Annotated in this window: 35 protein-coding genes and 1 pseudogene; 1 reads left to right on the top strand and 35 read right to left on the bottom strand. The window is 62.0% G+C overall.

Annotated features, from left to right (window positions below; genetic code table 11):
* Positions 1 to 129 precede the first annotated feature (129 nt).
* From serC to AADX97_RS23555, 4 genes are all read right to left on the bottom strand, one after another.
* Positions 130 to 1,212, bottom strand: coding sequence for a 3-phosphoserine/phosphohydroxythreonine transaminase (gene serC / locus AADX97_RS23570; RefSeq protein ID WP_374234999.1), 1,083 nt, complete (start codon positions 1,210 to 1,212; stop codon positions 130 to 132).
* 394 nt (positions 1,213 to 1,606) lie between these two features.
* Positions 1,607 to 5,815 (bottom strand): DNA gyrase subunit A, encoded by a 4,209-nt coding sequence (gene gyrA / locus AADX97_RS23565; RefSeq protein WP_374234998.1) that lies wholly within the window; start codon positions 5,813 to 5,815, stop codon positions 1,607 to 1,609.
* 145 nt (positions 5,816 to 5,960) lie between these two features.
* The gene (locus AADX97_RS23560; RefSeq protein ID WP_374234997.1) at positions 5,961 to 6,953 is read right to left on the bottom strand and encodes a GGDEF domain-containing protein; all 993 of its coding nucleotides are present in this window, start codon (positions 6,951 to 6,953) and stop codon (positions 5,961 to 5,963) included.
* Positions 6,953 to 8,047: a B12-binding domain-containing protein gene (locus AADX97_RS23555; RefSeq protein ID WP_374234996.1), complete on the bottom strand. Its 1,095-nt coding sequence runs from the start codon at positions 8,045 to 8,047 to the stop codon at positions 6,953 to 6,955. Before AADX97_RS23555 ends, AADX97_RS23560 begins: the two co-directional genes overlap by 1 nt.
* A 115-nt stretch (positions 8,048 to 8,162) precedes the next feature.
* Between AADX97_RS23555 and AADX97_RS23550 the strand changes: the two genes are divergently transcribed.
* Positions 8,163 to 9,560, top strand: a complete 1,398-nt coding sequence (locus AADX97_RS23550) for a DEAD/DEAH box helicase (protein ID WP_374234995.1) — start codon at positions 8,163 to 8,165, stop codon at positions 9,558 to 9,560.
* Between the two features lie 140 nt (positions 9,561 to 9,700).
* Here the strand turns inward: AADX97_RS23550 and AADX97_RS23545 are convergent, their stop codons facing one another.
* The 31 genes and pseudogenes from AADX97_RS23545 to tuf form a co-directional block, all read right to left on the bottom strand.
* Positions 9,701 to 10,501 (bottom strand): tellurite resistance TerB family protein, encoded by an 801-nt coding sequence (locus AADX97_RS23545; protein WP_374234994.1) that lies wholly within the window; start codon positions 10,499 to 10,501, stop codon positions 9,701 to 9,703.
* 281 nt (positions 10,502 to 10,782) lie between these two features.
* Positions 10,783 to 11,532 (bottom strand): S-adenosyl-l-methionine hydroxide adenosyltransferase family protein, encoded by a 750-nt coding sequence (locus AADX97_RS23540; RefSeq protein ID WP_374235033.1) that lies wholly within the window; start codon positions 11,530 to 11,532, stop codon positions 10,783 to 10,785.
* Positions 11,533 to 11,593: 61 nt separating this feature from the next.
* Positions 11,594 to 11,986, bottom strand: coding sequence for a 50S ribosomal protein L17 (gene rplQ / locus AADX97_RS23535; protein ID WP_374234993.1), 393 nt, complete (start codon positions 11,984 to 11,986; stop codon positions 11,594 to 11,596).
* 36 nt (positions 11,987 to 12,022) lie between these two features.
* Complete coding sequence (locus AADX97_RS23530; RefSeq protein WP_374234992.1) at positions 12,023 to 13,033, bottom strand: DNA-directed RNA polymerase subunit alpha; 1,011 nt, start codon at positions 13,031 to 13,033, stop codon at positions 12,023 to 12,025.
* A 22-nt stretch (positions 13,034 to 13,055) separates the two neighbouring features.
* Entirely contained in the window at positions 13,056 to 13,676 is a 621-nt protein-coding gene (gene rpsD, locus AADX97_RS23525) for a 30S ribosomal protein S4 (protein WP_374234991.1), read from the bottom strand.
* Positions 13,677 to 13,695: 19 nt separating this feature from the next.
* Positions 13,696 to 14,085, bottom strand: a complete 390-nt coding sequence (gene rpsK / locus AADX97_RS23520; protein ID WP_007191136.1) for a 30S ribosomal protein S11 — start codon at positions 14,083 to 14,085, stop codon at positions 13,696 to 13,698.
* A gap of 38 nt (positions 14,086 to 14,123) precedes the next feature.
* Positions 14,124 to 14,480 (bottom strand): 30S ribosomal protein S13, encoded by a 357-nt coding sequence (gene rpsM / locus AADX97_RS23515; RefSeq protein ID WP_093027517.1) that lies wholly within the window; start codon positions 14,478 to 14,480, stop codon positions 14,124 to 14,126.
* 85 nt (positions 14,481 to 14,565) lie between these two features.
* Entirely contained in the window at positions 14,566 to 14,679 is a 114-nt protein-coding gene (gene rpmJ / locus AADX97_RS23510) for a 50S ribosomal protein L36 (RefSeq protein WP_374234990.1), read from the bottom strand.
* Positions 14,680 to 14,708: 29 nt separating this feature from the next.
* On the bottom strand, positions 14,709 to 16,061 hold the full coding sequence (secY, locus tag AADX97_RS23505; RefSeq protein ID WP_374234989.1) for a preprotein translocase subunit SecY: 1,353 nt from the start codon (positions 16,059 to 16,061) through the stop codon (positions 14,709 to 14,711).
* Positions 16,062 to 16,079: 18 nt separating this feature from the next.
* On the bottom strand, positions 16,080 to 16,514 hold the full coding sequence (gene rplO, locus AADX97_RS23500) for a 50S ribosomal protein L15 (protein ID WP_374234988.1): 435 nt from the start codon (positions 16,512 to 16,514) through the stop codon (positions 16,080 to 16,082).
* Positions 16,501 to 16,707: a 50S ribosomal protein L30 gene (gene rpmD, locus AADX97_RS23495; protein ID WP_374234987.1), complete on the bottom strand. Its 207-nt coding sequence runs from the start codon at positions 16,705 to 16,707 to the stop codon at positions 16,501 to 16,503. Before rpmD ends, rplO begins: the two co-directional genes overlap by 14 nt.
* Positions 16,708 to 16,710: 3 nt before the next feature.
* Positions 16,711 to 17,217 carry a 30S ribosomal protein S5 gene (rpsE, locus tag AADX97_RS23490; protein ID WP_093027509.1) on the bottom strand — a complete coding sequence of 169 codons (507 nt, stop codon included), beginning with the start codon at positions 17,215 to 17,217 and terminating at the stop codon, positions 16,711 to 16,713.
* Between the two features lie 10 nt (positions 17,218 to 17,227).
* A complete protein-coding gene (gene rplR, locus AADX97_RS23485) occupies positions 17,228 to 17,584 on the bottom strand; it encodes a 50S ribosomal protein L18 (protein WP_213462001.1) in 357 nt (118 codons plus the stop codon).
* A 14-nt stretch (positions 17,585 to 17,598) separates the two neighbouring features.
* Positions 17,599 to 18,132 (bottom strand): 50S ribosomal protein L6, encoded by a 534-nt coding sequence (gene rplF, locus AADX97_RS23480; protein ID WP_374234986.1) that lies wholly within the window; start codon positions 18,130 to 18,132, stop codon positions 17,599 to 17,601.
* A 12-nt stretch (positions 18,133 to 18,144) separates the two neighbouring features.
* Positions 18,145 to 18,540 (bottom strand): 30S ribosomal protein S8, encoded by a 396-nt coding sequence (gene rpsH, locus AADX97_RS23475; protein ID WP_120795546.1) that lies wholly within the window; start codon positions 18,538 to 18,540, stop codon positions 18,145 to 18,147.
* A 106-nt stretch (positions 18,541 to 18,646) separates the two neighbouring features.
* Positions 18,647 to 18,952: a 30S ribosomal protein S14 gene (rpsN, locus tag AADX97_RS23470; RefSeq protein ID WP_374234985.1), complete on the bottom strand. Its 306-nt coding sequence runs from the start codon at positions 18,950 to 18,952 to the stop codon at positions 18,647 to 18,649.
* A 10-nt stretch (positions 18,953 to 18,962) separates the two neighbouring features.
* On the bottom strand, positions 18,963 to 19,502 hold the full coding sequence (gene rplE / locus AADX97_RS23465; protein WP_374234984.1) for a 50S ribosomal protein L5: 540 nt from the start codon (positions 19,500 to 19,502) through the stop codon (positions 18,963 to 18,965).
* Positions 19,503 to 19,516: 14 nt separating this feature from the next.
* On the bottom strand, positions 19,517 to 19,834 hold the full coding sequence (gene rplX / locus AADX97_RS23460; RefSeq protein ID WP_120795548.1) for a 50S ribosomal protein L24: 318 nt from the start codon (positions 19,832 to 19,834) through the stop codon (positions 19,517 to 19,519).
* 13 nt (positions 19,835 to 19,847) lie between these two features.
* Complete coding sequence (gene rplN, locus AADX97_RS23455) at positions 19,848 to 20,216, bottom strand: 50S ribosomal protein L14 (protein WP_007191148.1); 369 nt, start codon at positions 20,214 to 20,216, stop codon at positions 19,848 to 19,850.
* Between the two features lie 93 nt (positions 20,217 to 20,309).
* Positions 20,310 to 20,582, bottom strand: coding sequence for a 30S ribosomal protein S17 (gene rpsQ, locus AADX97_RS23450; protein ID WP_374234983.1), 273 nt, complete (start codon positions 20,580 to 20,582; stop codon positions 20,310 to 20,312).
* Positions 20,579 to 20,779, bottom strand: a complete 201-nt coding sequence (rpmC, locus tag AADX97_RS23445; protein ID WP_374234982.1) for a 50S ribosomal protein L29 — start codon at positions 20,777 to 20,779, stop codon at positions 20,579 to 20,581. The genes rpsQ and rpmC overlap by 4 nt, the downstream gene beginning before the upstream one ends.
* The gene (gene rplP, locus AADX97_RS23440; protein ID WP_093027490.1) at positions 20,779 to 21,192 is read right to left on the bottom strand and encodes a 50S ribosomal protein L16; all 414 of its coding nucleotides are present in this window, start codon (positions 21,190 to 21,192) and stop codon (positions 20,779 to 20,781) included. Before rplP ends, rpmC begins: the two co-directional genes overlap by 1 nt.
* A gap of 3 nt (positions 21,193 to 21,195) precedes the next feature.
* Entirely contained in the window at positions 21,196 to 21,873 is a 678-nt protein-coding gene (rpsC, locus tag AADX97_RS23435) for a 30S ribosomal protein S3 (protein WP_374234981.1), read from the bottom strand.
* A gap of 10 nt (positions 21,874 to 21,883) precedes the next feature.
* The gene (gene rplV / locus AADX97_RS23430; protein ID WP_374234980.1) at positions 21,884 to 22,216 is read right to left on the bottom strand and encodes a 50S ribosomal protein L22; all 333 of its coding nucleotides are present in this window, start codon (positions 22,214 to 22,216) and stop codon (positions 21,884 to 21,886) included.
* A gap of 12 nt (positions 22,217 to 22,228) precedes the next feature.
* Positions 22,229 to 22,507, bottom strand: coding sequence for a 30S ribosomal protein S19 (rpsS, locus tag AADX97_RS23425; RefSeq protein ID WP_374234979.1), 279 nt, complete (start codon positions 22,505 to 22,507; stop codon positions 22,229 to 22,231).
* A gap of 19 nt (positions 22,508 to 22,526) precedes the next feature.
* The gene (gene rplB, locus AADX97_RS23420) at positions 22,527 to 23,354 is read right to left on the bottom strand and encodes a 50S ribosomal protein L2 (protein ID WP_374234978.1); all 828 of its coding nucleotides are present in this window, start codon (positions 23,352 to 23,354) and stop codon (positions 22,527 to 22,529) included.
* A 32-nt stretch (positions 23,355 to 23,386) separates the two neighbouring features.
* A complete protein-coding gene (gene rplW, locus AADX97_RS23415; RefSeq protein WP_374234977.1) occupies positions 23,387 to 23,683 on the bottom strand; it encodes a 50S ribosomal protein L23 in 297 nt (98 codons plus the stop codon).
* Positions 23,680 to 24,291 (bottom strand): 50S ribosomal protein L4, encoded by a 612-nt coding sequence (rplD, locus tag AADX97_RS23410; protein WP_374234976.1) that lies wholly within the window; start codon positions 24,289 to 24,291, stop codon positions 23,680 to 23,682. Before rplD ends, rplW begins: the two co-directional genes overlap by 4 nt.
* A gap of 6 nt (positions 24,292 to 24,297) precedes the next feature.
* The gene (gene rplC / locus AADX97_RS23405; protein ID WP_374234975.1) at positions 24,298 to 24,948 is read right to left on the bottom strand and encodes a 50S ribosomal protein L3; all 651 of its coding nucleotides are present in this window, start codon (positions 24,946 to 24,948) and stop codon (positions 24,298 to 24,300) included.
* A gap of 10 nt (positions 24,949 to 24,958) precedes the next feature.
* Positions 24,959 to 25,270 carry a 30S ribosomal protein S10 gene (gene rpsJ / locus AADX97_RS23400; protein ID WP_007191159.1) on the bottom strand — a complete coding sequence of 104 codons (312 nt, stop codon included), beginning with the start codon at positions 25,268 to 25,270 and terminating at the stop codon, positions 24,959 to 24,961.
* A gap of 4 nt (positions 25,271 to 25,274) precedes the next feature.
* A pseudogene (tuf, locus tag AADX97_RS23395) lies at positions 25,275 to 25,498 on the bottom strand (elongation factor Tu); the annotation flags it as partial.

Below are 25,498 nucleotides of genomic sequence, written 5' to 3'. Positions count from 1 at the left end.
CCTTTGAGTCGACGCGATTCAGAAAAAGAAAAAAGGATTTAATCCTGAACCGCGTCCGCGCCGAGGCCCGAGGTGACATGCGGGGCCAATCCAAAACTCGGACCGCGCATGTCACACCGCAGACGCGGTTCAGCCGTGTTTGCGCTCGAACTCCTGCATGAAGCCGACCAGCGCCTCGACGCCTTCCTGCGGCATTGCATTGTAAATGCTGGCACGCATGCCGCCGACCGAGCGATGACCCTTGAGCGTGGTCAGGTTGGCGGCCTTGGCCTCCTTGATGAAGGTATCGTCCAGCTCGGGGTTGGCGAGCGTGAAGGGGACGTTCATCCAGGAGCGCGACGCCGGCTCGACCGGGTTCTTGAAGAAGACCGAATCATCGATCGTCTTGTAGAGGAGCTCGGCCTTGCGTGCGTTGATCTCGCCCATCGCCGCGAGGCCACCGAGGCCCTTCAACCACTCGAACACCAGCCCGGCGAGATACCAGGCGTAGGTCGGCGGGGTGTTGTACATGGAATCGTTCTCGGCCTGGACCTTGTAGTCCAGCATCGTCGGCGTCCCGGACAGGGTCTGACCGAGCAGGTCCTCGCGGACGATCACGATGACGAGGCCGGCCGGGCCGATGTTCTTCTGGGCACCGGCGTAGATGAGTCCGAAGCGCGAGACATCGATCGGACGCGACAGGATGGTCGAGGACATGTCGGCGACCAGTGGCTTGCCGGCCGTGTCCGGGACATAGGGGAACTCGACGCCCTCGATGGTCTCGTTGGGGGTGTAATGGACGTAGGCGGCATCGTCGCTCAGGGTCAGCTCGTCCTGACGCGGGGCACGGGTGAAGCGTTCGGCCTCGGTGCTGGCAACCACCTTGACCTCTCCGTAACGGCGCGCCTCGGAGATCGCCTTCTTGGACCAGGAGCCGGTGCTCAGATAGTCCGCGCTCGTCGCGCCGCGCAGCAGATTCATCGGGATGGCCGCAAACTGGGTGGATGCACCGCCCTGCAGAAACAGAACCTTGTAGTGGGTCGGGACCGCCAGAAGCTCGCGCAGATCGGCCTCGGCTTGGGCCGCGATCGACATGAACTCCTTGCCGCGATGGCTCATTTCGGCGACACACATGCCGCTGCCGCGCCACTCGAGCATCTCGTCGCGCGCCCTGCTCAGGACAGGCTCAGGAAGCATTGCAGGGCCGGCGCTAAAGTTGTAAACCCGAGCCATTCGTTGATCTCCGTTAAACCGCGCCCAGCGCGGTATGCGATGTTTTTGGATGGGATCGGCTCCGGCAGCCTTGACGACCGTTGGAGCCGGCGAGGTTTAAAATATTAAAAAAACAGATCATTTTAAGCCGCGTCCCCGCTAAGGGCCGCGGATGCGCAAAACGGCGGGCTCACTCGAAAATCAGCATCTCGCTCCGGACGCGGTTGAGTCTCGACAAAACATCTGAGTGTCAAACCGCGAAGGCGCAAAGGGCGCGACGTGATTCAGGTTCCGATCTGTTGCGTCATGATGCCGATGGATGGCGTGGTTGTCGATTTTCCGGAGTCGTGCGTGAGCACCTCCGAAGACGCGCGTCCGTTGCCTTGCGCACACCGAAACCGGTCGACAACGCTTGTTATGCCTCCGGATCGCTGTCGGGATCGGCCTCGGGAGACTGATCATCATCGATCGGCTCGCCGGTTGGCTCGTCCGGATCCTGATCCTCGGCGAGCTCCCCGTTGCCCTCCTTCTCGCCCTCCAGCGCCACGATCCGCTCCAGATAGCAGAGTCGCTCGCCCTCGCCGAGATTGATCAGCTTCACGCCTTGGGCACTGCGCCCAACGACCGGGATCTGATCGATCGGGGTGCGGATCAGGGTGCCGCCCTCGGTGATGAGCATGATCTCGTCGCCGGGTCGCACCAGCACGGCGCCGACCTGGGCGCCGTTGCGTTCGGAGGTACTGATACCGATCACGCCTTTGGTGCCGCGGCCCTTGGTCGGGAAGTCCTCGACGCGGGTGCGCTTGCCGTATCCGTTCTCGGTCACGCTGAGCACGGTGCCGGGCTCGGGCACCAGCAAGGCGATGACCTTCTGACCCTGCGCAAGGGACACGCCGCGCACGCCGTGGGCGGTCCGTCCCATCGCGCGCACCGCCCCCTCGCTGAAACGCACCGCCTTGCCGGCGGAGGTGAAGAGCATGAGGTCCTGCCTGCCGTCGGTAATGGCCACGCCGATCAGAACCTCGTCCTCGTGCAGGTCGATCGCGATGATGCCGCGCGACAGAGGCCGCGAGAAGTCGTCGAGCGGGGTCTTCTTGACCGTGCCGGCACTGGTCGCCATGAAGACGAAATAGCCGGACTCGTAGTCGCGCACCGGCAGCACGGCGTTGATGCGTTCGCCCGGCTCCAGCGGCAGGAGGTTGACCATGGGGCGACCGCGCGCACCGCGTCCGGCCTGCGGCAGCTCGTAGACCTTGAGCCAGTAGACCCGGCCGCGGCTGGAGAAGCAGAGCACGGTATCGCGCGAGTTGGCGACGAAGATGCGGTCGATGAAGTCCTCTTCCTTGAAGGATGTCGCGCTCTTGCCCTTGCCGCCGCGCCGCTGCGCCTGATAGTCGCTGATCGGCTGGGCCTTCACATAGCCTTGATGCGACATGGTCACCACGACCTCTTCGGGCGCGATCATGTCTTCGAGCGTGAGGTCGGTGTGGTCGACCTGGATCTCGGTGCGCCGATCGTCGCCGAACTGATCGCGGATCGCGGTCAGCTCTTCGCGGATCACGTCCATGAGACGATCCGATTCGGAGAGGATCATGAGTAGGGCGCCAATCTTATCGAGGATCTCTTTGAACTCGTCGAGGATCTTGTCCTGCTCCAGACCGGTCAGGCGCTGGAGTTGCAGATCCAGGATCGCCTTGGCCTGGCGCTCGCTCAACCGATAGCCTGCGTCGGTCAGACCGAAGGCGGATTCGAGCTCCTCGGGTCGGGTGTGCTCGGCGCCCGCGCGCTCGAGCATGCCGGTGACCGAGCCGGGCGCCCAGGTGCGCGCCATCATACGCTCGCGCGCCTCGGCCGGGTTGGCCGACCCCTTGATTAGGGCGATGATCTCGTCGATGTTCGCGAGCGCGATCGCATAGCCTTCCAAGACATGCGCCCGGTCGCGCGCCTTGCGCAACTCGAAGAGGGTGCGGCGTGTCACCACATCACGGCGATGCCGGATGAAGTATTCGAGGATCTGTTTGAGATTCAGGGTCCGCGGCTGGCCGTCAACCAGGGCAACCATGTTGATGCCGAAGACCTGCTGCATCTGCGTGTGCTGGTAGAGATTGGCCAGCAGCACCTCGGCATAGGCGTCGCGCTTGAGCTCGATGACGACACGCATGCCGTCCTTGTCGGACTCGTCGCGCAGCCCGTCCTGGGCGATGCCCTCGATCTTCTTTTCCTTCACCAGCTCGGCGATGCGCTCGAGCAGCCGCGCCTTGTTGACCTGGTAAGGCAACTCGGTGACGACGATCGCCTCGCGTCCGCTGCGTTTCTGGACCTCGACCATTGTGCGGGCACGGATGACCGCACGCCCGCGGCCGGTGCGATAGGCCTCGCGGATGCCGCGCACGCCGTTGATGAGCGCCGCGGTCGGGAAATCGGGGCCGGGCACCAGGACCATCAGCTCTTCAATAGTGATCAAAGGGTTGTCGATGATCGCCAGACAGGCGTCGATGATCTCGCGCAGGTTATGCGGCGGGATATTGGTGGCCATGCCGACGGCAATGCCCGAGGAGCCGTTGACCAGCAGATTCGGGAAGCGCGCCGGCAGGACGACCGGCTCATGCTCGCTGTTGTCGTAATTGGGTATGAAATCGACCGTGTCTTTGTCGAGATCGTCGAGCAGCGCATCGGCGATGCGCGTCATCCGCACCTCGGTGTAGCGCATGGCCGCCGGCGGATCGCCGTCTACGGAGTTGTGAACGAAGACGCCGCACGCGAGTAGAAAATTGTGATGGTGATCGACCGTGATGTCGTAGGTATCCGCCCGCTCGGTGAGTCGACGCGTGCTGACGACACGATGGTTGTAATGCCTTCCTGCCGTAACGAGCGCATCGAAGTCGCCAAAATACTCGACAGCCTTATTCAGTCGCGGAATCCAGTTCCGGTCACGATTCGACTCATATAATTCAGGTGTGATGTCACAATCAGGGAATCGTCTCGTCAGATCGTAGACATAGCCTGCGATCTTGCGCTGCATCACCTTCTGCCGATACTCGGGCTTGCTCCAGCTAACCTGCAGCGATTCCACCGCCTTGCGGTTGATATCCTGCATCAAATCAGGATCCTCGCGAAGACGCCTTGCATTACTGGCAATGACGGCCTGTCTCTGAGCCCGGACGAACTTATCATCCTCCCATTGCTTGGCGATTTTTTCACGGTGGAAATCGCGAGTCTCCGGCTTTTGCCACAAGGTTTGTGCCATGAGCGCAAAATGTTCCGCCGGAAACTTCGCTCGGTATTCGGGGTTAAGCCACTGTCGTTTAACAGCATCGCTGATCTTCCTACGAACATCCTCGGCCGACAGTGCGCGACAAATCGCGTCGACGATTTGCCCCCGCTTGTCGTCATCACCCCACATGCGCTTGCTTTTCTCCGAGATGATGGCACTGATCCTCGCCTTCTCATCATCGGAAAGAGGACGCTTCTCGATGCCAGTCAGCGCCTTGAACATCTTTTCGCGATAATCGGCATCCTGCCATAATGCATGCATTCGCTCGGAGATCGCGCGCCTCGCATCCGAATTCTTCGCATAGAAACGACGCAACCCCGTAGCGGTTCGAGCGCCATTCACCGCCCTGAAGTCATCATCCTGGTTTTGACGAATGAAACGCTCGCGCCGTGTGTCGAGAGCCTCGGGATGCTCGGAATAGTAGTTATGTACGCCGCGTTTCTGCGCCTCGCGGAATTCAGGATCTTGCCACAGCTCACCGATCTGCTCGGCATGCAGGTGCAGATGATCGAGGAATGTCAAACGTTGAATATTGGTCGGGGAATTGTCCCAGCGGTTGAAATTTCGGTGATGACGAACAAAGGGACCTTTTGCATCACATCGACCTCGCTCGACATTAAACTCGTCGGCCAGGTGATGAACGAATTGATAGCGTCCTAGATTCGGCTGGAGGATGCGTAGATAGTCATTCAGTCCAGGCTTGACCGGCGCCGTGTCGAAGACCCCCGGCATGAGGCTATCGTCCGGCGTCAAATCCCGAGCTTCCTTGTAGGAACCATCACGCAGCATGAAGCGATGATCGGGCGTACAGCGGACGACATCGCCGGTGTCCAGGGTGAGCTCCAGCAGCTCGGCGTTGGGGCGGGTCATCCGCGCGTGGCGCCCCTCGGCGATCACGATCTTACCGGTCTCGTCCACCGCATAGACGTAAAAGATCTCGTCGGACGGTCGCTGCGCCAACTCCGCAAACGTTCTTTCGGTGCCGTCAGCCAGCTTGATCCGGGTATCGCCGGTGAAACAGCCGAAATTACCCTGCCCGTCCACCAGCAAGTAACGCATCGAGAAGCGCTGCGCCATGCGGACCATGGTGTCGTAGATGGCCGAGTCGCCGTGCGGGTGGTACTTACCCATGACGTCCCCGACCACTCGGGCGGATTTACGATAGGCACGGTTCCAGACGTTGCCCTGCTCGCTCATCGAGAAGAGGACACGCCGGTGGACCGGCTTGAGACCGTCGCGGACATCGGGAAGCGCGCGTCCCACGATGACGCTCATGGCGTAATCGAGGTAGGACTGGCGCATCTCGTCCTCGAGATTGATCGGGAGGACTTCTCTTGCGAAATCTGCCATGGGCGTGGTGAACCGACGTTGAGGCGTGCCGCGCGGAGCACCGGGGCGGGCCGCGTTTGTGCTGTTTGGTTAGCCGATGAAGTCTACCACGCGAGGCACCCCGACCCCATCCATGACGGCCACTTTGTCGGCAGTTCGCCCCGTTTCAGGGCCGATCGAACGCTGCTGCGCTCGAGGCGACAACTTGGTTACGGCCGGTGTTCTTGGCTTGATAGAGCAGATCGTCGGCCCGTCTCAGGAGCTCATCCGCCGCCTCCTCGGGTCGGCGCTCCGCGACACCCAAGCTCGCCGTGATGCAATAGGCTGCGTCGAGAGGGCGCAGATCGGCCAGAGACGTGCGCAGACGTTCGGCAACATCCACTGCCGTCTGAACACCCGCATCGGGCATCAAGACGGCGAACTCCTCCCCGCCGAGCCGCCCCGGAAGATCCCCGGTCCTGACCCGGGATTGCAGCAGACCGGCAAAGGCGACCAGCACAAGGTCGCCACCGGCGTGACCGAAACGATCGTTGATCTGCTTGAAGTGGTCCAGATCCACCATGACCAGGGACAATGGGGCGTCGCTCATGCGAGCCCGCACAATCTCGTCGTCGAAGCGCTCCATGAAGAAGCGACGGTTGGCGAGATTCGTCAGTGGATCCGTGCGTGCCAGGGCTTGATTGGTTTCGTTGGCGAGCGCGAGCTCCCGATTGGTGTTGCGCAGATCTCGCACCAAACGCGACATCTCCATCGCGAGGTTGCCCATCCGCTCGACAACGTCGCTCTCCGCGCCGTTGGCCAACTCGCCAATGAGCACGATACCCTGCCCGCTCGGGTAGGCATGGAAGAGATAGGTCTCGCCGCCGAGCGGCGTCGTAAAGACCCGAGCCATCGGCGTGCGCCGAGGCAGGCCCGGCTCGATATCCAACAGCTCACCGCTTCCGCTGCTCAGAAAACGGGACAAGCGCTCTCCGCGGACACCTGCAAACCCGGCGAAGCGCGAGCGAAAGGTCAGGTTCGAGTCGATGATGCAGCCGTCGCGATCGACCTCGACCACGAGCAGCCGACCCGAATCCATGACGTAGCTATACAGTGCCCAGAGAAAATCCGGGTCGAGCGCGGAGGCATGCCCCATCGACGCCGTTTTGCCGGCCTCCATTAGGGTGCCTCCAGCGTTCTCGCCCAAGCCACGGCCGACTCGCAGTCGGCCAGAAAGAGATCGGCGCCGACCGACTTGATCAGTGACGGAGTCGTCGTAAAGGCACGCCCGCCGACCAGGATCTTGGTCCGGGATCCGGGGCCGAGCGCCTCGCGCAGGGCGCCGATCGTCGCGCGGGCAGACTGCACGTGACTGGGCATTCCGACCGACAAGGCGACAAACGCAGGGGTCTCCGCCAAGGCGGTCTCGACCACCAGATCGAGCGGACAATCTCGCGGGAGATAGGTCACATCCCAGCCGTCAAGCTCCAGGCAGGTGGTCACCATCCAGGCACCAAGCTCGTGAAACTCGTTCGTCACCGAAGCCACCAGCGCCCTTCCCCTGGCAATCGACGGGAAGGGTTGCTCGTAGTAGAGGGAGGAGAGAATGCGATACACCATCGCGGTCGACTGATGCTCAATCGCCACCGAGAGGCGACCCTGCTCCCAACGTGCGCCGATCTCCACCATCGCCGGGTAGAAGATCGTCTGGAGCAGATGCGAGAAGGATATACCTGCAGCGAGCAGATGCCGACAACGCTCGATGACCGCCGAGTGATCGCCCGCGACCAAGCGATCGAGGATCTCGACATAGTCTGCCGCCCGATCGGCAGGAACGGGGGCCGGCTCGGACGCATAGTGCGCGGCCTCGCGGACGGTCTCCGGGTGCACCCGCAGCATCCAACGGTAGATCGGGAGGATGGCCTCGGCCTCCTCGCGGGAAAGAGAGTCGACGATGACCTGGATCCACAGCTCGAGCTCTGCCGCGAAGTAGTCAACCGACACACCCTGATTCGCGTACGCAAAATAGGCCCAGGGCAGCGTCTCGGCCAAGAGGTCGAGGTTGTTGGTTCTCAAGACCTCGGACATGAAGGCGGCGTGATTGCGATGGTTTGCCTCGAGCAGCCGAAAGGGGAGACCACCGAGAAAGGTGTTCAGATACGGATGCCGGGCCATCAGTTGCGAGACGCGGCCGGCCATGGCGCCCGCATGGGTGTCATAGCTGTTTGCGGCCTGCGGCGAAACCGGCGCAAGCGCCGGATCAAGAGTCGGCATGGGATCTCCGAAACACGGTGCACACGAGCATGAATGGGCATTGGCTCTCGCCGAGCCGACTCGCCAACGCACCCGGCCTGCCGCGAAGGCTCGGATTTGGTGTATCGTGACGACTATGAACAGGAACTTTGCTGATTTTTTGCTTCCCGACGCGCTCATACGCGGACTGGAGAAAGAGGGTTTCGAGACCCCGACCGAAGTCCAAGCGCAGGTGATACCGGCCGCGATGGAGGGTCAGGATCTGTTGGTCTCGGCCGCGACCGGCTCGGGCAAGACCGCCGCCTTTCTGCTGCCGATCATGGAGCGCTTGCTCGGCGAGCGCCGCCCCGGCGGCGGGACGCGCGCTCTGATCCTGGTGCCGACCCGCGAGCTGGCCCGCCAGATCCATGTGCATTTCACGCGCCTCGGCAGCTATACGCGCCTGAACAACGGCGTGATCACCGGCGGCGACTCCAAGGGTCATCAGATCGCGACTCTGCGCAAGAACCCGGAGATCCTGGTCGCGACCCCCGGTCGCTTGCTTGAGCTTCTGGAAATGGGCGAGGCGGACCTGAGCGACCTCGAGATCCTGGTCCTCGACGAGGCCGACCGCATGCTCGACCTGGGATTCGTCGACGATGTCCTGACCATTATCGGTCGGACCAACCCAGCCCGCCAGTCCATGCTGTTCTCGGCGACCCTCCACCATCGGGGTCTGAGTCGAATCACCGAACCCCTGCTGCGCGAGCCACGCGTGCTGACGGTCAACCCGGTGCGCGAGCAGCACCCGAATATCACGAACCAGGTGCTCTTGAGCGACGGGCCGGAGCACAAGCAGCAGCAGATCCTTTGGCTGCTTCGCAACGAGAACTACGAGAAGGCGCTAGTCTTCACCAATACGCGCGACGGGGCGACGGCGCTCGGTAATTATCTGGTCGGCGAGGGTCAACGCGCGGCCGTGCTGCATGGGGAGCTTGAGCAACGGGAGCGCAATCGCGTCGTCGGCCTGCTTCACAGCGGCCGGGTCAACGTCCTGATCGCCACCGATGTCGCGGCACGCGGCCTCGACATCCCCGGCGTGGAGCGGGTGATCAACTTCGACCTGCCGCGCAGCGGGGACGATTATCTGCACCGCACCGGGCGCACCGGCCGGGCCGGCGAGCAAGGCGTGGCCATCTCGCTGGTCGGATCCTCCGAATGGAATCGGCTTGAGAGCATCGAGCGGTATCTGAACCTCGGTCTCGAGCGCCGCAGCATCGAAGGGCTCAAGGCCTCGTACAAAGGGGGGCCGATCAAACGCTCGGGGGCGAAAAAGGGGGCGAAAAAAACCGTCGCGCAGGCCGTCGCCGCGAAGACCAAATCGCCCAAACCGAAAGACCGTCTGCGCGACCGCAAAAACATCGGGAAACGACGCCGACCCAAGACCGAGATCGGTGTTGGCGGCGGGGTCGAGGCGGGCCATGCACCGCTCGGGAAGCGACGGACCGCCGCTGCCGAGCCCAAACCCGATGTCGCCGACGGCGCGAACGACTGAGCGGCAACCGCGGGCACGCCTCCTTCGAGACGCGCACTCGCCATGACATCCCGAGACAGCGAAAGGCGGGGGGCGAACGTCCGACCTTTCGTATCCTGCCCTGGACCCCGCACCCCGCGGCAAGTCCCGTTCCGACGCCCTCAGAATGTCACGCCCATCGACTGGTGGATGTGTTGCACGACGAGCGGATTCAGCCCGGCCTTCTCGGCAAACCGGCGCAGATAGTCCTGTTCTTGCGGAGTGTCGACTTCCACCGCAAGCAGAGACGCCGCATAGACCTCGGCGGCCACCTCGGGACTCGGGATCTCGGCCACGAAGGCGTCGAGATTCAGCGGTTGGCGCAGCTCCGTCATCAACCACTCCTGTGCGTCCGCGCCCATGCCGGCGGCCTCGATCTTGCCGACGATACGCTGGATCTCATCCACACTCACCTGACCATCCGACTTGGCGATGTTGATCATGCCCTTGATGATCAACTGCGCGGTGTTCTCCATGGCCTGCTCCTCCGCCGCGGTCTGCGGGGCCCTGAGGCCCAACGGCAGCTCTGCGGGTCCGCTTGCGGCTGGAATCCCGGACGCCTGAGCCGCTTGGCCCGATTCGGTGAACGCCTTGTAGGCGATCCCGGCCAGCATCGCCAGCGCGCCACCGGTCATGGCTCCCTTCACGGAGCCGCTGCCCCCGCCCAAGACCGACCCGAGCACGGCACCGAGCCCGCCGGCCTGCATGGGATTCTGCGAGGCGCTCCCCAGGGTGCCCTTCGCCATCTCCAAGAGGTTTCCGAGCATCTCGCCACCGGCGCCACCGCTGCCGGCGTTCTGACCGCCGACCATCCGGCCGAGATTTGCCTGAAGATCCTGCAGCGCGTTCCCCATCCGACCCGTGCCGGACTGCGCCATGTTGCTCTGAATGAAGCTACCGAGTAGATCGCCGAAGTTCGCCATGTCGTTCTCCGATAGGGATGGATCGATCGTTCGTCGCGCACTCCGAGCCCTCACCGTCAATCGAAACGAGACGGGATCAGAATGACGCGAACGGTACAGGAGGCTATTCGAAGCTTGGAGCATTAAACACAAAGACGACATCAGGTGTCCGACGGACACACCGTCTCTATGCCGCGCCGAGTATATCTCTCATCGCACACAAGGGAAGAACGATAAATATCGTGGGAATCAGGGCCGAAGCAGCGGCTCCGAGTGGCGCATCGGCGTGTGCGACCATCGCTTCAGCCGAGGGGCAGGAATGGACCGACGGGATCACCCGGAGATAGGCCCAGCTCGCGATCTGCTCGACCGAGGTTGACCGCGATCTCGACGAGACCGAATGCGTTCTCGTACCAAAACGCCTCGCCGGATGCGACCTCGCAGAAGGTCCGAGCATGGCGGAGTCTGCGCTCCCCGACGCGCAGCGCTTGCGTCCTCGGTCGACCCGTCGCCTGAAGCCCGGACATCAGATTACCGAAACGATCGACGTAAACGACCGCAGCGCGCTCCCTCGGCCAGTCCGATCCGATCATGTCGGCCGGATCGATCGGGCACAGCTGAAGGTCCGCGCCGACCGCCAGGCGTGCCGCAGCGGGGGCGAACCAATCACGGCCGTGGAAGCTCGCCGAGAGCACGGACGGACACCAGCCGATCCGATCCACGGCGGCACCTTCGGCACGATGCAGGAGCGGAACCAGCAGCCCATTGTCGGGGCCGATGAACCAGGAATCGCGCGTCTGGACCAGAAGCCCGTCGCGCGCACCCCCGACACCCGGATCCACAACACAGACATAGATCGAGCCTGGAGGCATGTCGCGAACGAGTGCAGGCAAGAGGTAGGCGGCCAAATCGACGCGAAATGCCGGGAGGTCGTGAACGAGATCCACGACCGGAACCCCGGGCAGCAGATCCCCGAGCCGAGCGCGGATCTGACCGCCATAGATCCCGTCACCGAAATCGGTGACGAGGACAACACGCCGGATGGGCGACATCACTCAACAAAAAAGCCGGGCAGGAGCCCGGCTTTCGCATACGAACGTATCGAGACGCACCTCAATCCTCGTCGTCTTCAACGGCCACTGCGTCGGCGGGACGGTCGACCAGCTCGACGTAAGCCATCGGCGCAGAGTCACCGGCTCGATAGCCGCACTTGAGAATACGCAGGTAGCCGCCCGGACGCGACTGATAGCGCGGCCCGAGCTCGACGAAGAGCTTGCCGACGGCTTCCTTATCGCGCAGACGCGCGAACGCAAGGCGGCGGGTATGAACGGAATCGCTCTTCGCCAACGTGATCAGAGGCTCAGCAACCCGGCGCAGCTCCTTGGCCTTCGGCAGCGTGGTCTTGATCAACTCATGGCGAAACAACGACGCCGCCATGTTGCGAAACATGGCCTCGCGGTGCGAGCCGGTGCGATTGAGGTGCCTTCCGGCATTGCGATGACGCATGGTCCTAATCCCGAGTAGTTCTTAAATCGAATAGCGTTAGCGAATGCCGAGCTCGGCGATATTGTCCGGCGGCCAGTTTTCGAGACGCATCCCGAGCGAAAGACCGCGCGTCGCGAGCACGTCCTTGATCTCGGTCAGCGACTTCTTGCCGAGATTGGGCGTCTTGAGGAGCTCGACCTCGGTACGTTGGATCAAATCGCCGATCAGATAAATGTTCTCGGCCTTCAGACAGTTCGCGGAGCGAACGGTGAGCTCCAGATCGTCGACCGGGCGGAGCAGAATCGGATCGTAGGGCGACTCGTCACGCGCCTCGAAGACGTGGGTATCGGACGGCCCGGAACCCTCCAGTGCAACGAAGCTGGACAACTGATCCTTGAGAATCGTCGCCGCCCGCTGAATCGCCTCGCGCGGATCGATGGTTCCGTTGGTCTCCAAGTCGATCACGAGTCGATCCAAATCAGTGCGCTGCTCTACGCGCGCGGACTGAACCTCGATCGAGACCCGCCGTACCGGACTGTAAGACGCATCGAGCGGCAGCTTGCCGATCGGGCGATCATCGCCCTCGTCGAGCTCACGCTGGGTTGCCGGCTCGTAACCGCGCCCGCGCCGAATCGTCATCGACATGCTCAGCTCGCCCTCGGTCATGTTCGCAATGACCAGATGGGGATTCGCGATCTCGGCGGTATGATCGATTGCGATGTCCGCTGCGGTCACGACACCCGGACCGGTCTTGCTCACCGTGAAGGTCGCCTCATCCTTACCCTTGAGCGAGATGGCGAGCTGTTTCAGATTCAGCAGGATCTCGAGAACATCCTCTTGAACGCCCGGGATCGTGGTGTACTCGTGCAGGACGCCCTGGATCTCGACTTCCGTCACCGCCCATCCGTCCATCGAGGATAAGAGAATCCGGCGCAGCGCGTTGCCTAGGGTATGGCCGAAACCGCGTTCGAGCGGCTCCAACGAAACCCGGGCATGCGTCGAGCTGCCGTCGACCGCCTCGACCCGTACGATGCGCGGTTTGAGAAATTCGCCAATAGCGTCAGTCATTCAGTGCCCCTCACGAAGCTCCTTACTTGGAGTACAACTCGACGATCAGCGATTCGTTGATGTCGGCCGGGAGGTCCGAGCGATCCGGAATTCGCTTGAAGACGCCCTTGAAACCTTTGGTATCGACCTCGACCCAATCCGGGAAGCCGTACTGCTCGGCGAGCGCCACCGCGTTCTGGACGCGCACTTGCTTCTTCGCGACCTCTCGGACCTCCACATGGTCGTCGGCTCCGACCTGGTAGGAGGCAATGTTCACGACGCGGCCGTTGACCAAAATGGCCTTGTGGCTGACCAATTGACGTGCCTCGGAGCGAGTAGCGCCGAATCCCATCCGGTACACGACGTTGTCAAGCCGGCGCTCGAGGAGCTGCAACAAATTCTCACCGGTCGCACCCTTGGCCTGAGCCGCCTTCTTGTAATAATTACGGAACTGACGCTCCATCAGCCCGTAGATACGGCGAACCTTCTGCTTCTCACGAAGCTGTACACCGTAATCGGAGAGCCGGCGCCGACGATCCGTGGTCTGCCCCGGCTGCTTCTCAAGGTTGCACTTGGTGTCCAGCGAGCGTGCGCGACTCTTCAGCGCGAGATCGGTCCCCTCGCGCCGTGCGAGTTTGCAGGTTGGGCCTGTATAACGTGCCATGTCTCTACCTGTTCCTGTATCAGACGCGCCGCTTTTTGGGCGGGCGGCAGCCGTTGTGCGGGATCGGCGTCACGTCGGTAATGCTCGTGATCTTGAATCCGGCGTTGTTGAGTGCGCGCACCGCCGATTCACGACCCGGACCAGGCCCCTTCACATTGACGTCGAGGTTGCGCAGGCCGTAGTCCTTGACCGCTTGGCCGGCCTTGTCCGCCGCAACCTGCGCAGCGAAAGGCGTGCTCTTGCGCGATCCCCGGAACCCGGAGCCGCCTGCGGTCGCCCACGACAGCACGTTGCCCTGCCGGTCCGTGATGGTGATGATGGTGTTGTTAAACGAGGCGTGGACGTGAGCAATCCCATCCGCCACCTGTTTCTTGATCTTTTTCTTGATCGTACGAGTCGGTTTAGCCATTCGAGGTTATCCAGCCCTTTCGCTGCGCCCAAGCGCCCTTATCGTTTGATGGGACGACGCGGACCCTTGCGGGTACGTGCGTTCGTGCGGGTCCGCTGACCACGCAACGGCAAGCCGCGACGGTGCCGAATTCCGCGGTTACAGCCGAGGTCCATCAAACGTTTGATGTTCATCGACACTTCGCGCCGCAGATCGCCTTCTACGGAGAACTTGCCGACCTCGTTGCGGAGCTTGTCGACCTCTTCTTCCGTGAGGCTCTGGACCTTGGCATCGCGCGGCACACCGGCGGCGTCGCAGATCACAGCGGCACGCACGCGGCCGATGCCATAAATCGAAGTCAACGCAATGACGGCGTGCTTCTTGTCCGGGATGTTGACGCCGGCGATACGGGCCATAGCTTAGAAACCCCTGAAATCCAAATTGCGAAGCGGGTAAACCGCGCAGTATATCAAAGAGCAGCTTTCAATCAAGCCCGAGATCCTATCCCTGGCGTTGCTTGTGTCGCGGATCTTTGCAGATGACCCGAACTGTGCCGTTGCGACGGACGATCTTGCAGTTCCGGCACAACTTCTTAACGGATGCTCGCACTTTCATTTGTTCACTCCTTCAGACTCAAGCGCCAATCAGCGCAGCATGCCGGCGCCCGGCGACTTAAGGTTTGCCTTCCGCATCAAGCCCTCGTATTGATGTGACATCAAGTGAGCTTGAACCTGGGCCATGAAATCCATCACCACCACGACGACGATCAATAAAGATGTTCCGCCGAAGTAGAAAGGCACGTTGTAACCGACGATGAGGAACTCGGGCAGCAAGCACACCGCGGTGATGTAGATCGCACCTGCCGCGGTCAAACGCGTCATGACCGTGTCGATGTACCGCGCCGTCTGCTCTCCCGGTCGAATGCCGGGAATGAATGCACCGGAGCGCTTCAGATTGTCGGCTGTATCCTTGGCGTTGAAGACCAAGGCGGTGTAGAAAAAGCAAAAGAAGATGATCGCGGCGGCATACAAGAGGACATACACGGGCTCGCCGGGCGACAGCTTCGAGGTGAGGTCGGCCAACCAACGCATGTCCTCGCTGCTCCCGAACCATTGCCCCAAGGTGCCGGGAAACAGGATGATGCTCGAGGCGAAGATTGGCGGAATCACGCCGGCCATGTTCAGCTTCAGCGGCAGATGCGTACTCTGTGCTTGCATCATCTTCCGCCCCTGCTGCCGCCGGGCATAGTTCACGGTAATCCGACGTTGACCCCGCTCGACGAACACCACGAAGGCCGTCACCGCGAGCGCCATGGCGAACAGGGCCAACACGGCCAGAGAGTTCATCTCGCCGGTCCGCGCCAGCTCCAATGTTCCGCCCAGCGCAGCCGGCAGTCCTGCGACAATGCCTGCGAAGATGATCAGTGAGATGCCGTTGCCGATGCCCCGTTCGGTGATCTGCTCGCCGAGCCACATGAGAAACATCGTCCCGGTGACCAGCGACACCGTCGCCGTAAAGACGAAGCCCATCCCCGCATGGCTGACCAGAGCCGAGCCGCCGGCGGTCTGTCCCTGCAGCGCCATCGAGATCCCCACGGCCTGGAAGGTGGCCAGAACCACCGTGCCGTAGCGGGTGTACTGGGTGATCTTCCGGCGCCCCGACTCGCCTTCCTTTTTCAGCTGCTCCAGCTTAGGGACCACGGACGTCATCAACTGCATGATGATGGACGCCGAGATGTAGGGCATGATCCCGAGCGCAAACAGACTCGCACGCTCCAAGGCTCCACCCGAGAACATGTTGAACATGTCCAGGATGGAGCCTTGGTTCTGGTCGAACAGGATGGCCAGCGCCTCGGGATTCACGCCCGGAACGGGAATGAAGGTTCCGATGCGATAGACCAGAAGGGCGCCAACCACGAACAGTAATCGCGCCCGCAGCTCGGTCAGACGCCCCATACCGCCAAGCGACTGACCCATCGATCCGACTTTCTTAGCCATCCGATTCGTGCCTTTAAGCTAGTCTTCGATCGTGCCGCCGGCTGCTTCGATCGCGGCACGGGCACCCTTGGTGACACCCACTCCGCGAACCGTGAAGGCCCGCCCGACCTCACCCGAAGCAATGATCTTCGCGCTCTTGATCGAGTGGCTCAGAACACGTGCCTGGACCAGCGCGAGCAGGTCGATCGTGTCGCCTTCGACACGTGCAAGCTCGCTCAGCCGAACCTCGGCGCGTGTCGCCGCTGTGCGGGACCGGAAGCCGACCTTCGGTAGCCGACGCTGCAACGGCATCTGTCCGCCTTCAAAGCCAACCTTGTGGAAACCACCTTTGCGGGATTTCTGCCCCTTGTGGCCGCGTCCGCAGGTCTTGCCCAGGCCGCTGCCGATGCCGCGACCGACCCGCTTGGCAACGGGACGACTGCCCGCATCGGGCTTGAGATCATTGAGCCGCATCGCGAGATTCCTCCACGATCGAGACCATATAAGACACAGTGTTCACCATGCCGCGCGTGCAGGGCGTATCCTCGACCTCAACCACATGATTCATGCGACGCAGTCCGAGACCGCGCACGCAAGCCTTGTGGTTGGCGAGGCGTCCGTAGACGCTGCGCACCAGCTTGACCTTCATCATCTTCTTGTCGGCCATCGTCTACCCCAGGATCTCGGCGACCGTCTTGCCGCGCTTCGCTGCAATGGTCTCGGGATCGTTCATGGTCCGTAGCCCTTGAACCGTCGCACGAACCACGTTGATCGGGTTGTTGGTCCCGATGCACTTAGCCAGCACGTTCTGGACGCCCAAGACCTCGAAGACCGCGCGCATGGCGCCGCCGGCGATGATCCCGGTACCTTCGGATGCCGGCTGCATGAAGACCTTGGCCGCACCATGCCGCCCGTTGAGCGGGTACTGCAGGGTGCTGCCGTTGAGCTTCACCTCGATCATGTTTTTGCGTGCGTTTTCCATCGCCTTCTGGATCGCCACCGGCACCTCGCGGGCCTTGCCGCGACCGAAACCGACGCGTCCCTTGCCGTCGCCCACCACCGTCAAGGCGGCGAACCCGAATTGGCGCCCGCCCTTGACGACCTTGGCGACGCGATTGACCGCGACCAGCTTCTCAAGGAGATCATCCCCCTCGTTCTTAGGATTGAAGTTCGCCATGCTCTTACCCCTAGAATTTCAGCCCGTTCTCACGCGCGGCATCCGCCAGCGCCTTGAGACGGCCGTGATAGCGAAACCCGGAGCGGTCGAAGGCTACGGACTCGACGCCGGCGGATAGTGCACGCTCGGCAATCGCCTTGCCGATGGTCGCCGCCGCACCGATGTTGCCCTTGTGACCCGGAATGGCTTCGCGAAGCGTCGGCTCCACCGTCGAGGCGCTGGCCACGACGCGATTGCCTTCCGGCGCTATGACTTGGGCATAAATGTGACGCGGGGTGCGATGGACGCACAGGCGAAACACGCCCAACTCGCGAATCTTCGCCCGTGCCCGCGTCGCGCGACGCAGGCGAGCTTGTTTCTTGTCCATTGTATCTGAGACCCCTATTTCTTCTTGGCTTCCTTACGCAGGACGTCTTCGTCCGCGTAACGCACGCCTTTACCCTTGTAGGGCTCCGGCGGCCGGAATCCTCGGATCTCCGAGGCAACCTGACCGACGCGCTGTTTGTCGGCACCCGTGACGACGATCTCCGTCTGACTCGGGGTCTCGATGGTGATGCCCGCGGGAACCGGATAATCGATCGGATGGGAGAAACCCAGGCTCAGGCTCAGCACATCGCCCTTCGCCTGCGCGCGGTAGCCGACTCCCACCAACGAGAGCTTGCGCACAAAACCCGTGCTGCTGCCCACCACCATGTTGTTCAGCAGAGCGCGTGTGGTCCCTGCCATGGCCCAGGCGTTCTCGTGCCCTTCGGTCGGAGCGAAGCGGAGCTCCCCGTCGACTTGCGAAATATTCACCGTGGGGTGGACAGACCACTCCAGGGTTCCCTTCGAGCCCTTGACCTTGACGTCCTGGCCCGAAATCTCGACCGTCACACCTTTCGGCAGGACAATCGGCGCCTTTGCGACTCGTGACATGATCGGATCCTCTTAAGCGACGTAGGCGATGATCTCGCCACCGTGCCCCGCTTGGCGGGCGGCACGGTCGGTCATCAAGCCTTGAGACGTGGAGACGATCGCGATCCCGAGTCCCGCCCACACCTTGGGCAGGTCGTCCTTGCCGCGGTAGATCCGCAGGCCGGGACGCGAGACACGGGTGAGCTGCTCGATCACGGGTTTACCCCGGAAGTACTTGAGCTTGACCACCAACTCGGGTTTGTTGCCATTCGCCTCGACGGTCGCGTCGGCGATGTAACCCTCGGCCTTCAGCAAGTTCGCGATCGCGACCTTTTGCTTGGACGATGGCATCGCGATCGTGATCTTGCCGCGCTGCTGGCCGTTGCGGATACGCGTCAGCATATCCGCAATCGGATCCGACATACTCATGAGCTTCTCCGGGGGTCAGGCCACCTCTTCGGTGCGATACCCGTCAGGTTTCAATGAACCGACACGGCCTGGTTGACCGCATCGGTAGGGATCTGGACTTCGTACTCTACCAACTGGCCTTGACCACGCCTGGCGCGTCGCCGCGCATGACTGCCTCGCGGATCTTGTTGCGCGAAAGTCCGAATTTGCGGTAGACCGCATGCGGACGCCCGCTGACCCGGCAACGGCGTTGCTGGCGTGTCGGACCGGCGTCGCGTGGAAGTTGCTGCAGCTTGGCCAATGCCTCTTCGATCTGCTCGCCACTTGCGCCGCGGTCGTTGATCACGGCCTTCAAGGCCGCACGCTTCCCGGCAAAGCGGGCTGCAATCAGGGTGCGCTTGCGATCGCGCGCGATCATACTCTTTTTCGCCATCGTCTCGACCTCAGGTGCGGAATGGGAAGTGGAACGCCTCGAGCAGCGCACGCCCTTCTTCATCCGTCCGCGCCGTCGTCGTGATGGTGATATCCAGTCCCCGCAGCGTATCGATTTTGTCGTAATCGATCTCGGGGAAGATGATTTGCTCGCGCACGCCCATCGAGTAGTTGCCGCGTCCGTCGAACGCCTTCGCGCTCAGGCCGCGAAAGTCCCGGATACGCGGGATGGCGACGCTGACCAGACGGTCCAGGAACTCGTACATCCGCTCGCGCCGCAGTGTGACTTTGCAGCCGATCGGCCAACCCTCGCGGATCTTGAAGCCCGCGACGGATTTGCGTGCGAAGGTCACGATCGGCTGCTGACCGGCGATGAGACGCAGATCGGCCACGGCATTATCCATGACCTTCTTGTCCGCGATCGCCTCGCCGACACCCATATTCAGGGTGATCTTCTCGATTCGCGGGACCTGCATCACGCTCTTGAAGCCGAATCGCTCGCGCAACTGCCCGACGATACGTTCCTGATAATCTTTCTGTAGTCTGGTCATCTCGTTTCCTTCGGTCAGACGTCGACGACTTCGCCGTCCGACTTGAATACGCGCACCTTTCGGCCGTCTTCGAGAATCTTGAAACCGACTCGATCCGGGCCGCCTTTCTGCGGGTTGTAGAGCGCGACGTTTGACACCTGGATCGGCATCACCTTGTCGACGATCCCGCCCGGCTCGCCGGCCTGCGGATTCGCCTTCTGATGCTTCCGGGCAATGTTGATGTTCTCCACGACCACATGATCCTTGTCGAGCACCTTCAACACCGTGCCTCGCTTGCCTTTGTCTTTGCCGGTGATGACCATGACGTCGTCACCCTTCTTAATCTTCTGCATCTCTCACAACCCCCTACAAAACTTCAGGCGCGAGCGAGATGATCTTCATGAATCGCTCGCCGCGGAGCTCGCGCGTCACCGGCCCGAAGATGCGGGTCCCGATCGGCTGAAGCTGGTTGTTCAAGAGGACGGCTGCGTTGCCGTCAAAACGCACGGTCGAGCCGTCCGGACGGCGCACGCCTTTGCGCGTACGCACCACGACCGCGTTGTAGACATCGCCCTTCTTGACCTTACCGCGCGGAATCGCATCCTTGACGGTGACCTTGATCACATCGCCGATGCCCGCGTAGCGCCGATGCGATCCGCCGAGCACCTTGATGCACTGCACCCGCCGGGCGCCGCTGTTGTCGGCAACGCTGAGATCGGTCTGCATCTGAATCATTGTTGTTTACCTAAACCTGTTGTGCTGCCCGGATGACCGGTTGTCTCGGCGGCCACGGCAACCTTGAAGGAAGCGTGGTGTCCACGACCGGCCTCAACGGGCCTTTTCGATGATCTCGATCAAGCGCCACGTCTTGGTTTTTGACAACGGACGACACTGCTCGACCCGAACCAGATCACCCTCGGCGCAGGCATTCTCTTCGTCGTGTGCGTGGATCTTGGTCGAGCGGCGCATGAACTTACCGTACAGCGGATGCTTGACCTTGCGCTCGATGAGCACTGTGATGGTTTTGTCCATCGCGCTACTCGTCACCCGTCCATCAAGGGTACGGTTGCTGCTCGGATTGCTGGACGTCTCTTCGGTCATGATGTCGCACCCGCCTTCTGCTCGCCCATAATCGTCTTCACACGAGCGATCTCCCGACGCACGGCCTTCATTTTCGAGGGCTTGGACAATTGTCCGGTGCCCCTCTGCATCCGCAGGTTGAATTGCTCGCGCAACAGGTTCATCAGCTCCTTTTGGAGATCCTCGGGGCTGCGCCCTCTCAGCTCGTTCGCCTTCATCACAAGATCATCCGTCGCTCAAAGGTGGTCTGCACAGGGAGCTTCGCTGCGGCAAGCTCGAAAGCCTCGCGCGCCAGCTCTTCGGTTACGCCCTCGATCTCATAGAGGACAAGGCCCGGTTGCACCAGAGCCACCCAGTACTCAACGTTACCTTTACCCTTGCCCATACGAACCTCGAGAGGCTTCTTCGAGACCGGCTTGTCTGGAAAGACCCGGATCCAGAGCTTCCCGCCACGCTTGACCTTTCTCGTAATCGCGCGCCGTGCAGCCTCGATTTGACGCGCCGTCAACCGGCCACGCCCGACCGCCTTCAGACCGAAGTCACCGAAGCTCACCTTGTTGCCGCTTTGGGCGAGACCCCGATTACGACCCTTGTGTTGCTTCCGAAATTTTGTGCGTTTTGGTTGCAGCATAACTTAACCCCTTCTCGCGGACGCTTTCGGCGCCGGTTCCTCGGGGATCTGATCACCGAACACCTCGCCCTTGAAGATCCAGACCTTGACACCGATGACCCCGTAGGTTGTCCGCGCCTCGGCAAAACCGTAGTCGATGTCGGCGCGCAGCGTGTGCAGCGGGACTCGACCCTCGCGCGCCCACTCGGTTCGCGCGATCTCGGCGCCGTTCAATCGGCCCGCAACATTGACGCGAACGCCTTCGGCGCCGAGCCGCATGGTGTTCTGGATGGAGCGCTTCATGGCACGCCGAAACATGATGCGGCGCTCGAGCTGCTGCGCAATGCCTTCGGCGACCAGCTGCGCGTCCAATTCGGGTTTACGGATCTCCTCGATGCTGATATGAACCGGAATCCCCATCATCTTGGAGACTTTGGCACGCAGCTTATCGATATCCTCGCCCTTCTTGCCGATCACTACACCCGGACGTGCCGTATGAATGGTGATGTGCGCATTCTTCGCCGGGCGATCGATCTGAATCCGACTCACCGATGCCTTGGCCAATTCCTTGCGCAGGAAGGACCGCACCTCGATATCGGTATTGAGGAAATTCGCATAGTCCTTCGACGTTGCGTACCATTTCGAGGTCCAATCCTTGACGATGCCAAGGCGGATGCCGGTCGGATGAACTTTCTGTCCCATACTGGTCCCCTTAGCCTTCCGCCACGGTCAGCCGAATGTGGCTAGTGCGTTTCATAATCCGATTCGCACGACCCTTGGCACGCGGGCGAATCCGCTTCATGGTCGGGCCCTCGTCGACCTGGATCGACGCGACCTTAAGCTCGTCGATGTCGGCGCCTTCGTTGTGCTCGGCATTGGCGACCGCTGACTCCAGGACCTTCTTGATGATCCGAGCACTCTTTTGAGTGCTGAAGGTCAAGGTGTTCAGTGCCTCTTCGACGTCGCGCCCGCGGATCATGTCCGCGATCAGCCGGGCCTTTTGGGCCGAGACCCGTGCATATTTCAGTGTTGCTTCGGCTCGCATCCCCATCTCCGGCTAGCGCTTCTTCGCCTTGCGGTCGGCGGCATGTCCCCGGTAGGTCCGGGTCAATGAAAATTCGCCGAGCTTGTGGCCGATCATGTTTTCGTTGACGAGCACCGGCACGTGCAGACGCCCGTTGTGGACCGCAATGGTCAACCCAACCATCTCGGGCAGCACCATTGACCGGCGTGACCAAGTCTTGATGGGCCGCTTGCTGTTTTGCGCGACCGCCTCTTCGACCTTCTTGATCAGATGGTGGTCGACAAAGGGTCCTTTTCGAATCGAACGTGGCACTTGCTCAACCTCGCCTTATTTACTTGCGTCCGCGACGTCGGACGATCATCGCGTCGGTCCGCTTGTTCTTGCGTGTCTTGTGACCCTTGGTCGGTACGCCCCAAGGTGTCACAGGGTGACGTCCGCCGGAGGTCCGGCCCTCGCCGCCGCCGTGCGGATGATCGACCGGATTCATGACCACACCGCGGACGGTCGGCCGTACACCGCGCCAGCGCGATGCACCGGCCTTGCCGAGCTTGCGCAAAGAGTTTTCGCTGTTGCCGACCTCGCCGATCACGGCACGGCAGTCGACGTGAATCTTGCGCATCTCCCCGGAACGTAACCGCAGAGTCGCGCTCTTGCCATCGCGTGCAACAAGTTGTGCCGAGCTTCCGGCGGCTCGCGCGATCTGAGCACCTTTCCCGGGCCGCATCTCGATGCAATGCACCTGGGTGCCCACGGGAACGTTCCGCAATGGCATGCAGTTGCCGGCGCTGATGGGCGCGGCCTCGCCGGCCTCGACACGGCCACCCACAGCAAGCCCCTTCGGCGCGATGATGTACGCCCGCTCGCCGTCTGCATACTTCAAAAGCGCCAGATGAGCTGTACGGTTCGGGTCGTATTCGAGACGCTCGACAACCGCCGGGACCCCTTCCTTGTTGCGCTTAAAGTCGACCAGGCGATAGTGCTGCTTGTGTCCGCCGCCCTGGTGACGCACTGTGATGCGCCCGAGGTTGTTGCGCCCGCCGTTCTTCGTCTTCTTCTCGACGAGCGGCGCATAGGGCGCGCCCTTATGCAGCTCGGGCGACTGCACCTTGACGACGAAACGCCGCCCGGCCGAAGTCGGTTTGGTCTTTACGATTGCCATCTTGGTCTATCCGCTGCTGTGGGCCGGCCCGTTCAGGCGCCGCCGCCGAAGTCGATATCGTGGCCGGCTTCGAGACGCACATAAGCCTTGCGCCAGTCGTTGCGCTTGCCGAGGCGTTGGCCGTGCCGCTTGTTTTTTCCTTTGACGTTCAGGACCTGCACCCCATCGACCTTGACGTTGAACATCAGCTCGACGGCGCGCGCGATTTCGCGCTTGTTTGCATCGGTCGCAACACGGAAACCGTATTGACCGGCAAGATCGCCGGCCCGAGACGTCTTCTCGGAGACGAGCGGCGCCAACAGGACGTTCATGAGACGCTCGTTGTTCATGCCAGTCGCTCCTCCAAGTACTTCACCGCAGCCTCGGTGGCAAGCACCGTGTCGAACGCGACCATACTGACCGGGTCAACGTCTTGAACCGCCATCACATCGACCTTCGGGATGTTGCGCGACGCCAAGTATAGGTTGTCGTCGAGACCGTCGGTCAGCATGAGCACGTTCGACAGCTCATGGCGCTTGAGAAGTGCCAGCAACCCCTTGGTTTTCGGGCCCTCCACACGCAGATCGTCGACAACGACCAAACGCCCTTGGCGAACCAGCTCGGACAGAATCGAGCGCACTGCGCCACGATACATCTTGCGATTGACCTTCTGGCTGTAATCCTGGGGCTTCGCGGCGAAGGTGACGCCGCCCGAGCGCCATATCGGACTGCGCGAGCTACCCGCACGTGCCCGACCGGTGCCTTTCTGCCGCCACGGCTTCGCGCCGCCGCCCGAGACCTCGGCACGCGTCTTTTGCGCACGGGTTCCGGCGCGCGCGCCGGCCATGTAGGCATTGACGACCTGGTGAATCAGACCCGGCTTGTAGTCGACGCCGAAGACAGTGTCCGCTACCTGCAGACTCGACCCGCCGCCGTCGTTTCTTATCCTGAGCTCCATGAGTGCTTAACCCTTGTTCTTGTGCTTCACGGACGGCAACACGACCAACCGCCCGCCGGTCGGACCGGGAACGCCGCCGCGCACCAACAGAAGCTGCCGGTCGGCGTCGACACGCACGACCTCTAGGTTCTGTGTGCAACGATTGGCCGCGCCAAGATGACCCGCCATCTTCTTACCTTTGAAGACGCGACCCGGCGACTGGTTCTGACCGATCGAGCCCGGGGCACGATGTGACAACGAGTTGCCGTGCGTGGCATCCTGTCCGGCGAAATGGTGCCGCTTGATCGCACCTGCGAAACCGCGGCCCTTGGTGACCCCCCGCACATCGACCTTCTGGCCGGGCGCGAAGATGTCGACCGAAATCTCGGAGCCGACGGCGAGATCGGCACCTTCACCGCTCTCGAGACGAAACTCACGCAGACACTCGCCTGCCTCCACCCCCGCCTTGGCATAGTGGCCGGCCAGCGGCTTGGTCACGCGCGAGGCCCTCCGATTCCCGAAGGCGACCTGAATCGCGCTGTAGCCGTCAGTCTCGGCGGACTTGACCTGGCTGACCCGGTTCGGCTGAACCTCGATGACGGTGACGGCAACGCTGTCTCCGTCTTCGCTGAACAGCCGGGTCATGCCGGCCTTACGCCCAATCAATCCGATCGCCATGGGTTCGTCCTCAGCTCAACTTGATCTGGACGTCGACGCCCGCGGCCAGATCCAATTTCATCAATGCGTCGACCGTCTTGTCGGTCGGGTCGACGATATCCATGAGGCGCTTATGCGTCCGCAGCTCGTACTGATCGCGCGCGTCCTTGTTGACGTGCGGCGAGACGAGGATGGTGAAGCGTTCCTTCTTGGAAGGGAGCGGCACCGGACCCCGCACCTGCGCGCCAGTGCGCTTGGCGGTATCGACGATTTCGCGGGCCGACTGATCGATCAAGCGATGGTCAAACGCCTTCAGGCGAATACGAATTCTCTGGTTGTTCATGCCTTTACTCGATGATCTTCGCGACGACGCCGGCACCGACGGTGCGGCCGCCTTCGCGCACTGCAAAGCGCAACCCTTCTTCCATGGCGATCGGCGCAATCAGCTTGATCGTCATCTTCACGTTGTCGCCCGGCATCACCATCTCGATGCCCTCGGGCAGCTCGCAGGCGCCGGTCACGTCGGTGGTGCGGAAGTAGAACTGCGGACGATAGCCGTTGAAGAACGGGG

Source organism: Thiocapsa sp. C2-2m (assembly GCF_041903745.1).
GTDB classification, from domain to species: Bacteria; Pseudomonadota; Gammaproteobacteria; order Chromatiales; family Chromatiaceae; genus Thiocapsa; species Thiocapsa roseilacustris.
This window is presented reverse-complemented; position numbering and strand designations above follow the sequence as displayed.

Bases quoted from the DNA above. Each gene is read 5' to 3' on its own strand.
- rpsM (WP_093027517.1), bottom strand. From the start codon at position 14,480: ATGGCCCGTATCGCCGGCGTCAACATCCCGGACAAGAAGCACGCCGTC.
- rplN (WP_007191148.1), bottom strand. From the start codon at position 20,216: ATGATTCAGATGCAGACCGATCTCAGCGTTGCCGACAACAGCGGCGCC.
- rpsK (WP_007191136.1), bottom strand. From the start codon at position 14,085: ATGGCTAAACCGACTCGTACGATCAAGAAAAAGATCAAGAAACAGGTG.
- rpsD (WP_374234991.1), bottom strand. From the start codon at position 13,676: ATGGCACGTTATACAGGCCCAACCTGCAAACTCGCACGGCGCGAGGGG.
- rplP (WP_093027490.1), bottom strand. From the start codon at position 21,192: ATGCTGCAACCAAAACGCACAAAATTTCGGAAGCAACACAAGGGTCGT.
- rplE (WP_374234984.1), bottom strand. From the start codon at position 19,502: ATGACCAGACTACAGAAAGATTATCAGGAACGTATCGTCGGGCAGTTG.
- rplC (WP_374234975.1), bottom strand. From the start codon at position 24,948: ATGGCGATCGGATTGATTGGGCGTAAGGCCGGCATGACCCGGCTGTTC.
- rplB (WP_374234978.1), bottom strand. From the start codon at position 23,354: ATGGCAATCGTAAAGACCAAACCGACTTCGGCCGGGCGGCGTTTCGTC.
- rpsE (WP_093027509.1), bottom strand. From the start codon at position 17,217: ATGGCGAACTTCAATCCTAAGAACGAGGGGGATGATCTCCTTGAGAAG.
- rplD (WP_374234976.1), bottom strand. From the start codon at position 24,291: ATGGAGCTCAGGATAAGAAACGACGGCGGCGGGTCGAGTCTGCAGGTA.
- AADX97_RS23545 (WP_374234994.1), bottom strand. From the start codon at position 10,501: ATGGCGAACTTCGGCGATCTACTCGGTAGCTTCATTCAGAGCAACATG.
- rpsC (WP_374234981.1), bottom strand. From the start codon at position 21,873: ATGGGACAGAAAGTTCATCCGACCGGCATCCGCCTTGGCATCGTCAAG.
- rpsH (WP_120795546.1), bottom strand. From the start codon at position 18,540: ATGAGTATGTCGGATCCGATTGCGGATATGCTGACGCGTATCCGCAAC.
- rplF (WP_374234986.1), bottom strand. From the start codon at position 18,132: ATGTCACGAGTCGCAAAGGCGCCGATTGTCCTGCCGAAAGGTGTGACG.
- rplQ (WP_374234993.1), bottom strand. From the start codon at position 11,986: ATGCGTCATCGCAATGCCGGAAGGCACCTCAATCGCACCGGCTCGCAC.
- rpsQ (WP_374234983.1), bottom strand. From the start codon at position 20,582: ATGACCGAAGAGACGTCCAGCAATCCGAGCAGCAACCGTACCCTTGAT.
- AADX97_RS23560 (WP_374234997.1), bottom strand. From the start codon at position 6,953: ATGGAGGCCGGCAAAACGGCGTCGATGGGGCATGCCTCCGCGCTCGAC.
- AADX97_RS23550 (WP_374234995.1), top strand. From the start codon at position 8,163: ATGAACAGGAACTTTGCTGATTTTTTGCTTCCCGACGCGCTCATACGC.
- rpmD (WP_374234987.1), bottom strand. From the start codon at position 16,707: ATGGCCGACAAGAAGATGATGAAGGTCAAGCTGGTGCGCAGCGTCTAC.
- rplV (WP_374234980.1), bottom strand. From the start codon at position 22,216: ATGCGAGCCGAAGCAACACTGAAATATGCACGGGTCTCGGCCCAAAAG.
- secY (WP_374234989.1), bottom strand. From the start codon at position 16,061: ATGGCTAAGAAAGTCGGATCGATGGGTCAGTCGCTTGGCGGTATGGGG.
- AADX97_RS23540 (WP_374235033.1), bottom strand. From the start codon at position 11,532: ATGTCGCCCATCCGGCGTGTTGTCCTCGTCACCGATTTCGGTGACGGG.
- rpmC (WP_374234982.1), bottom strand. From the start codon at position 20,779: ATGAAGGCGAACGAGCTGAGAGGGCGCAGCCCCGAGGATCTCCAAAAG.
- rplW (WP_374234977.1), bottom strand. From the start codon at position 23,683: ATGAACAACGAGCGTCTCATGAACGTCCTGTTGGCGCCGCTCGTCTCC.
- rplX (WP_120795548.1), bottom strand. From the start codon at position 19,834: ATGCAGAAGATTAAGAAGGGTGACGACGTCATGGTCATCACCGGCAAA.
- gyrA (WP_374234998.1), bottom strand. From the start codon at position 5,815: ATGGCAGATTTCGCAAGAGAAGTCCTCCCGATCAATCTCGAGGACGAG.
- rpsJ (WP_007191159.1), bottom strand. From the start codon at position 25,270: ATGAACAACCAGAGAATTCGTATTCGCCTGAAGGCGTTTGACCATCGC.
- AADX97_RS23555 (WP_374234996.1), bottom strand. From the start codon at position 8,047: ATGCCGACTCTTGATCCGGCGCTTGCGCCGGTTTCGCCGCAGGCCGCA.
- rplR (WP_213462001.1), bottom strand. From the start codon at position 17,584: ATGGACAAGAAACAAGCTCGCCTGCGTCGCGCGACGCGGGCACGGGCG.
- AADX97_RS23530 (WP_374234992.1), bottom strand. From the start codon at position 13,033: ATGACTGACGCTATTGGCGAATTTCTCAAACCGCGCATCGTACGGGTC.
- rpsN (WP_374234985.1), bottom strand. From the start codon at position 18,952: ATGGCGAAAAAGAGTATGATCGCGCGCGATCGCAAGCGCACCCTGATT.
- rpmJ (WP_374234990.1), bottom strand. From the start codon at position 14,679: ATGAAAGTGCGAGCATCCGTTAAGAAGTTGTGCCGGAACTGCAAGATC.
- serC (WP_374234999.1), bottom strand. From the start codon at position 1,212: ATGGCTCGGGTTTACAACTTTAGCGCCGGCCCTGCAATGCTTCCTGAG.
- rplO (WP_374234988.1), bottom strand. From the start codon at position 16,514: ATGCGGCTCAATGATCTCAAGCCCGATGCGGGCAGTCGTCCCGTTGCC.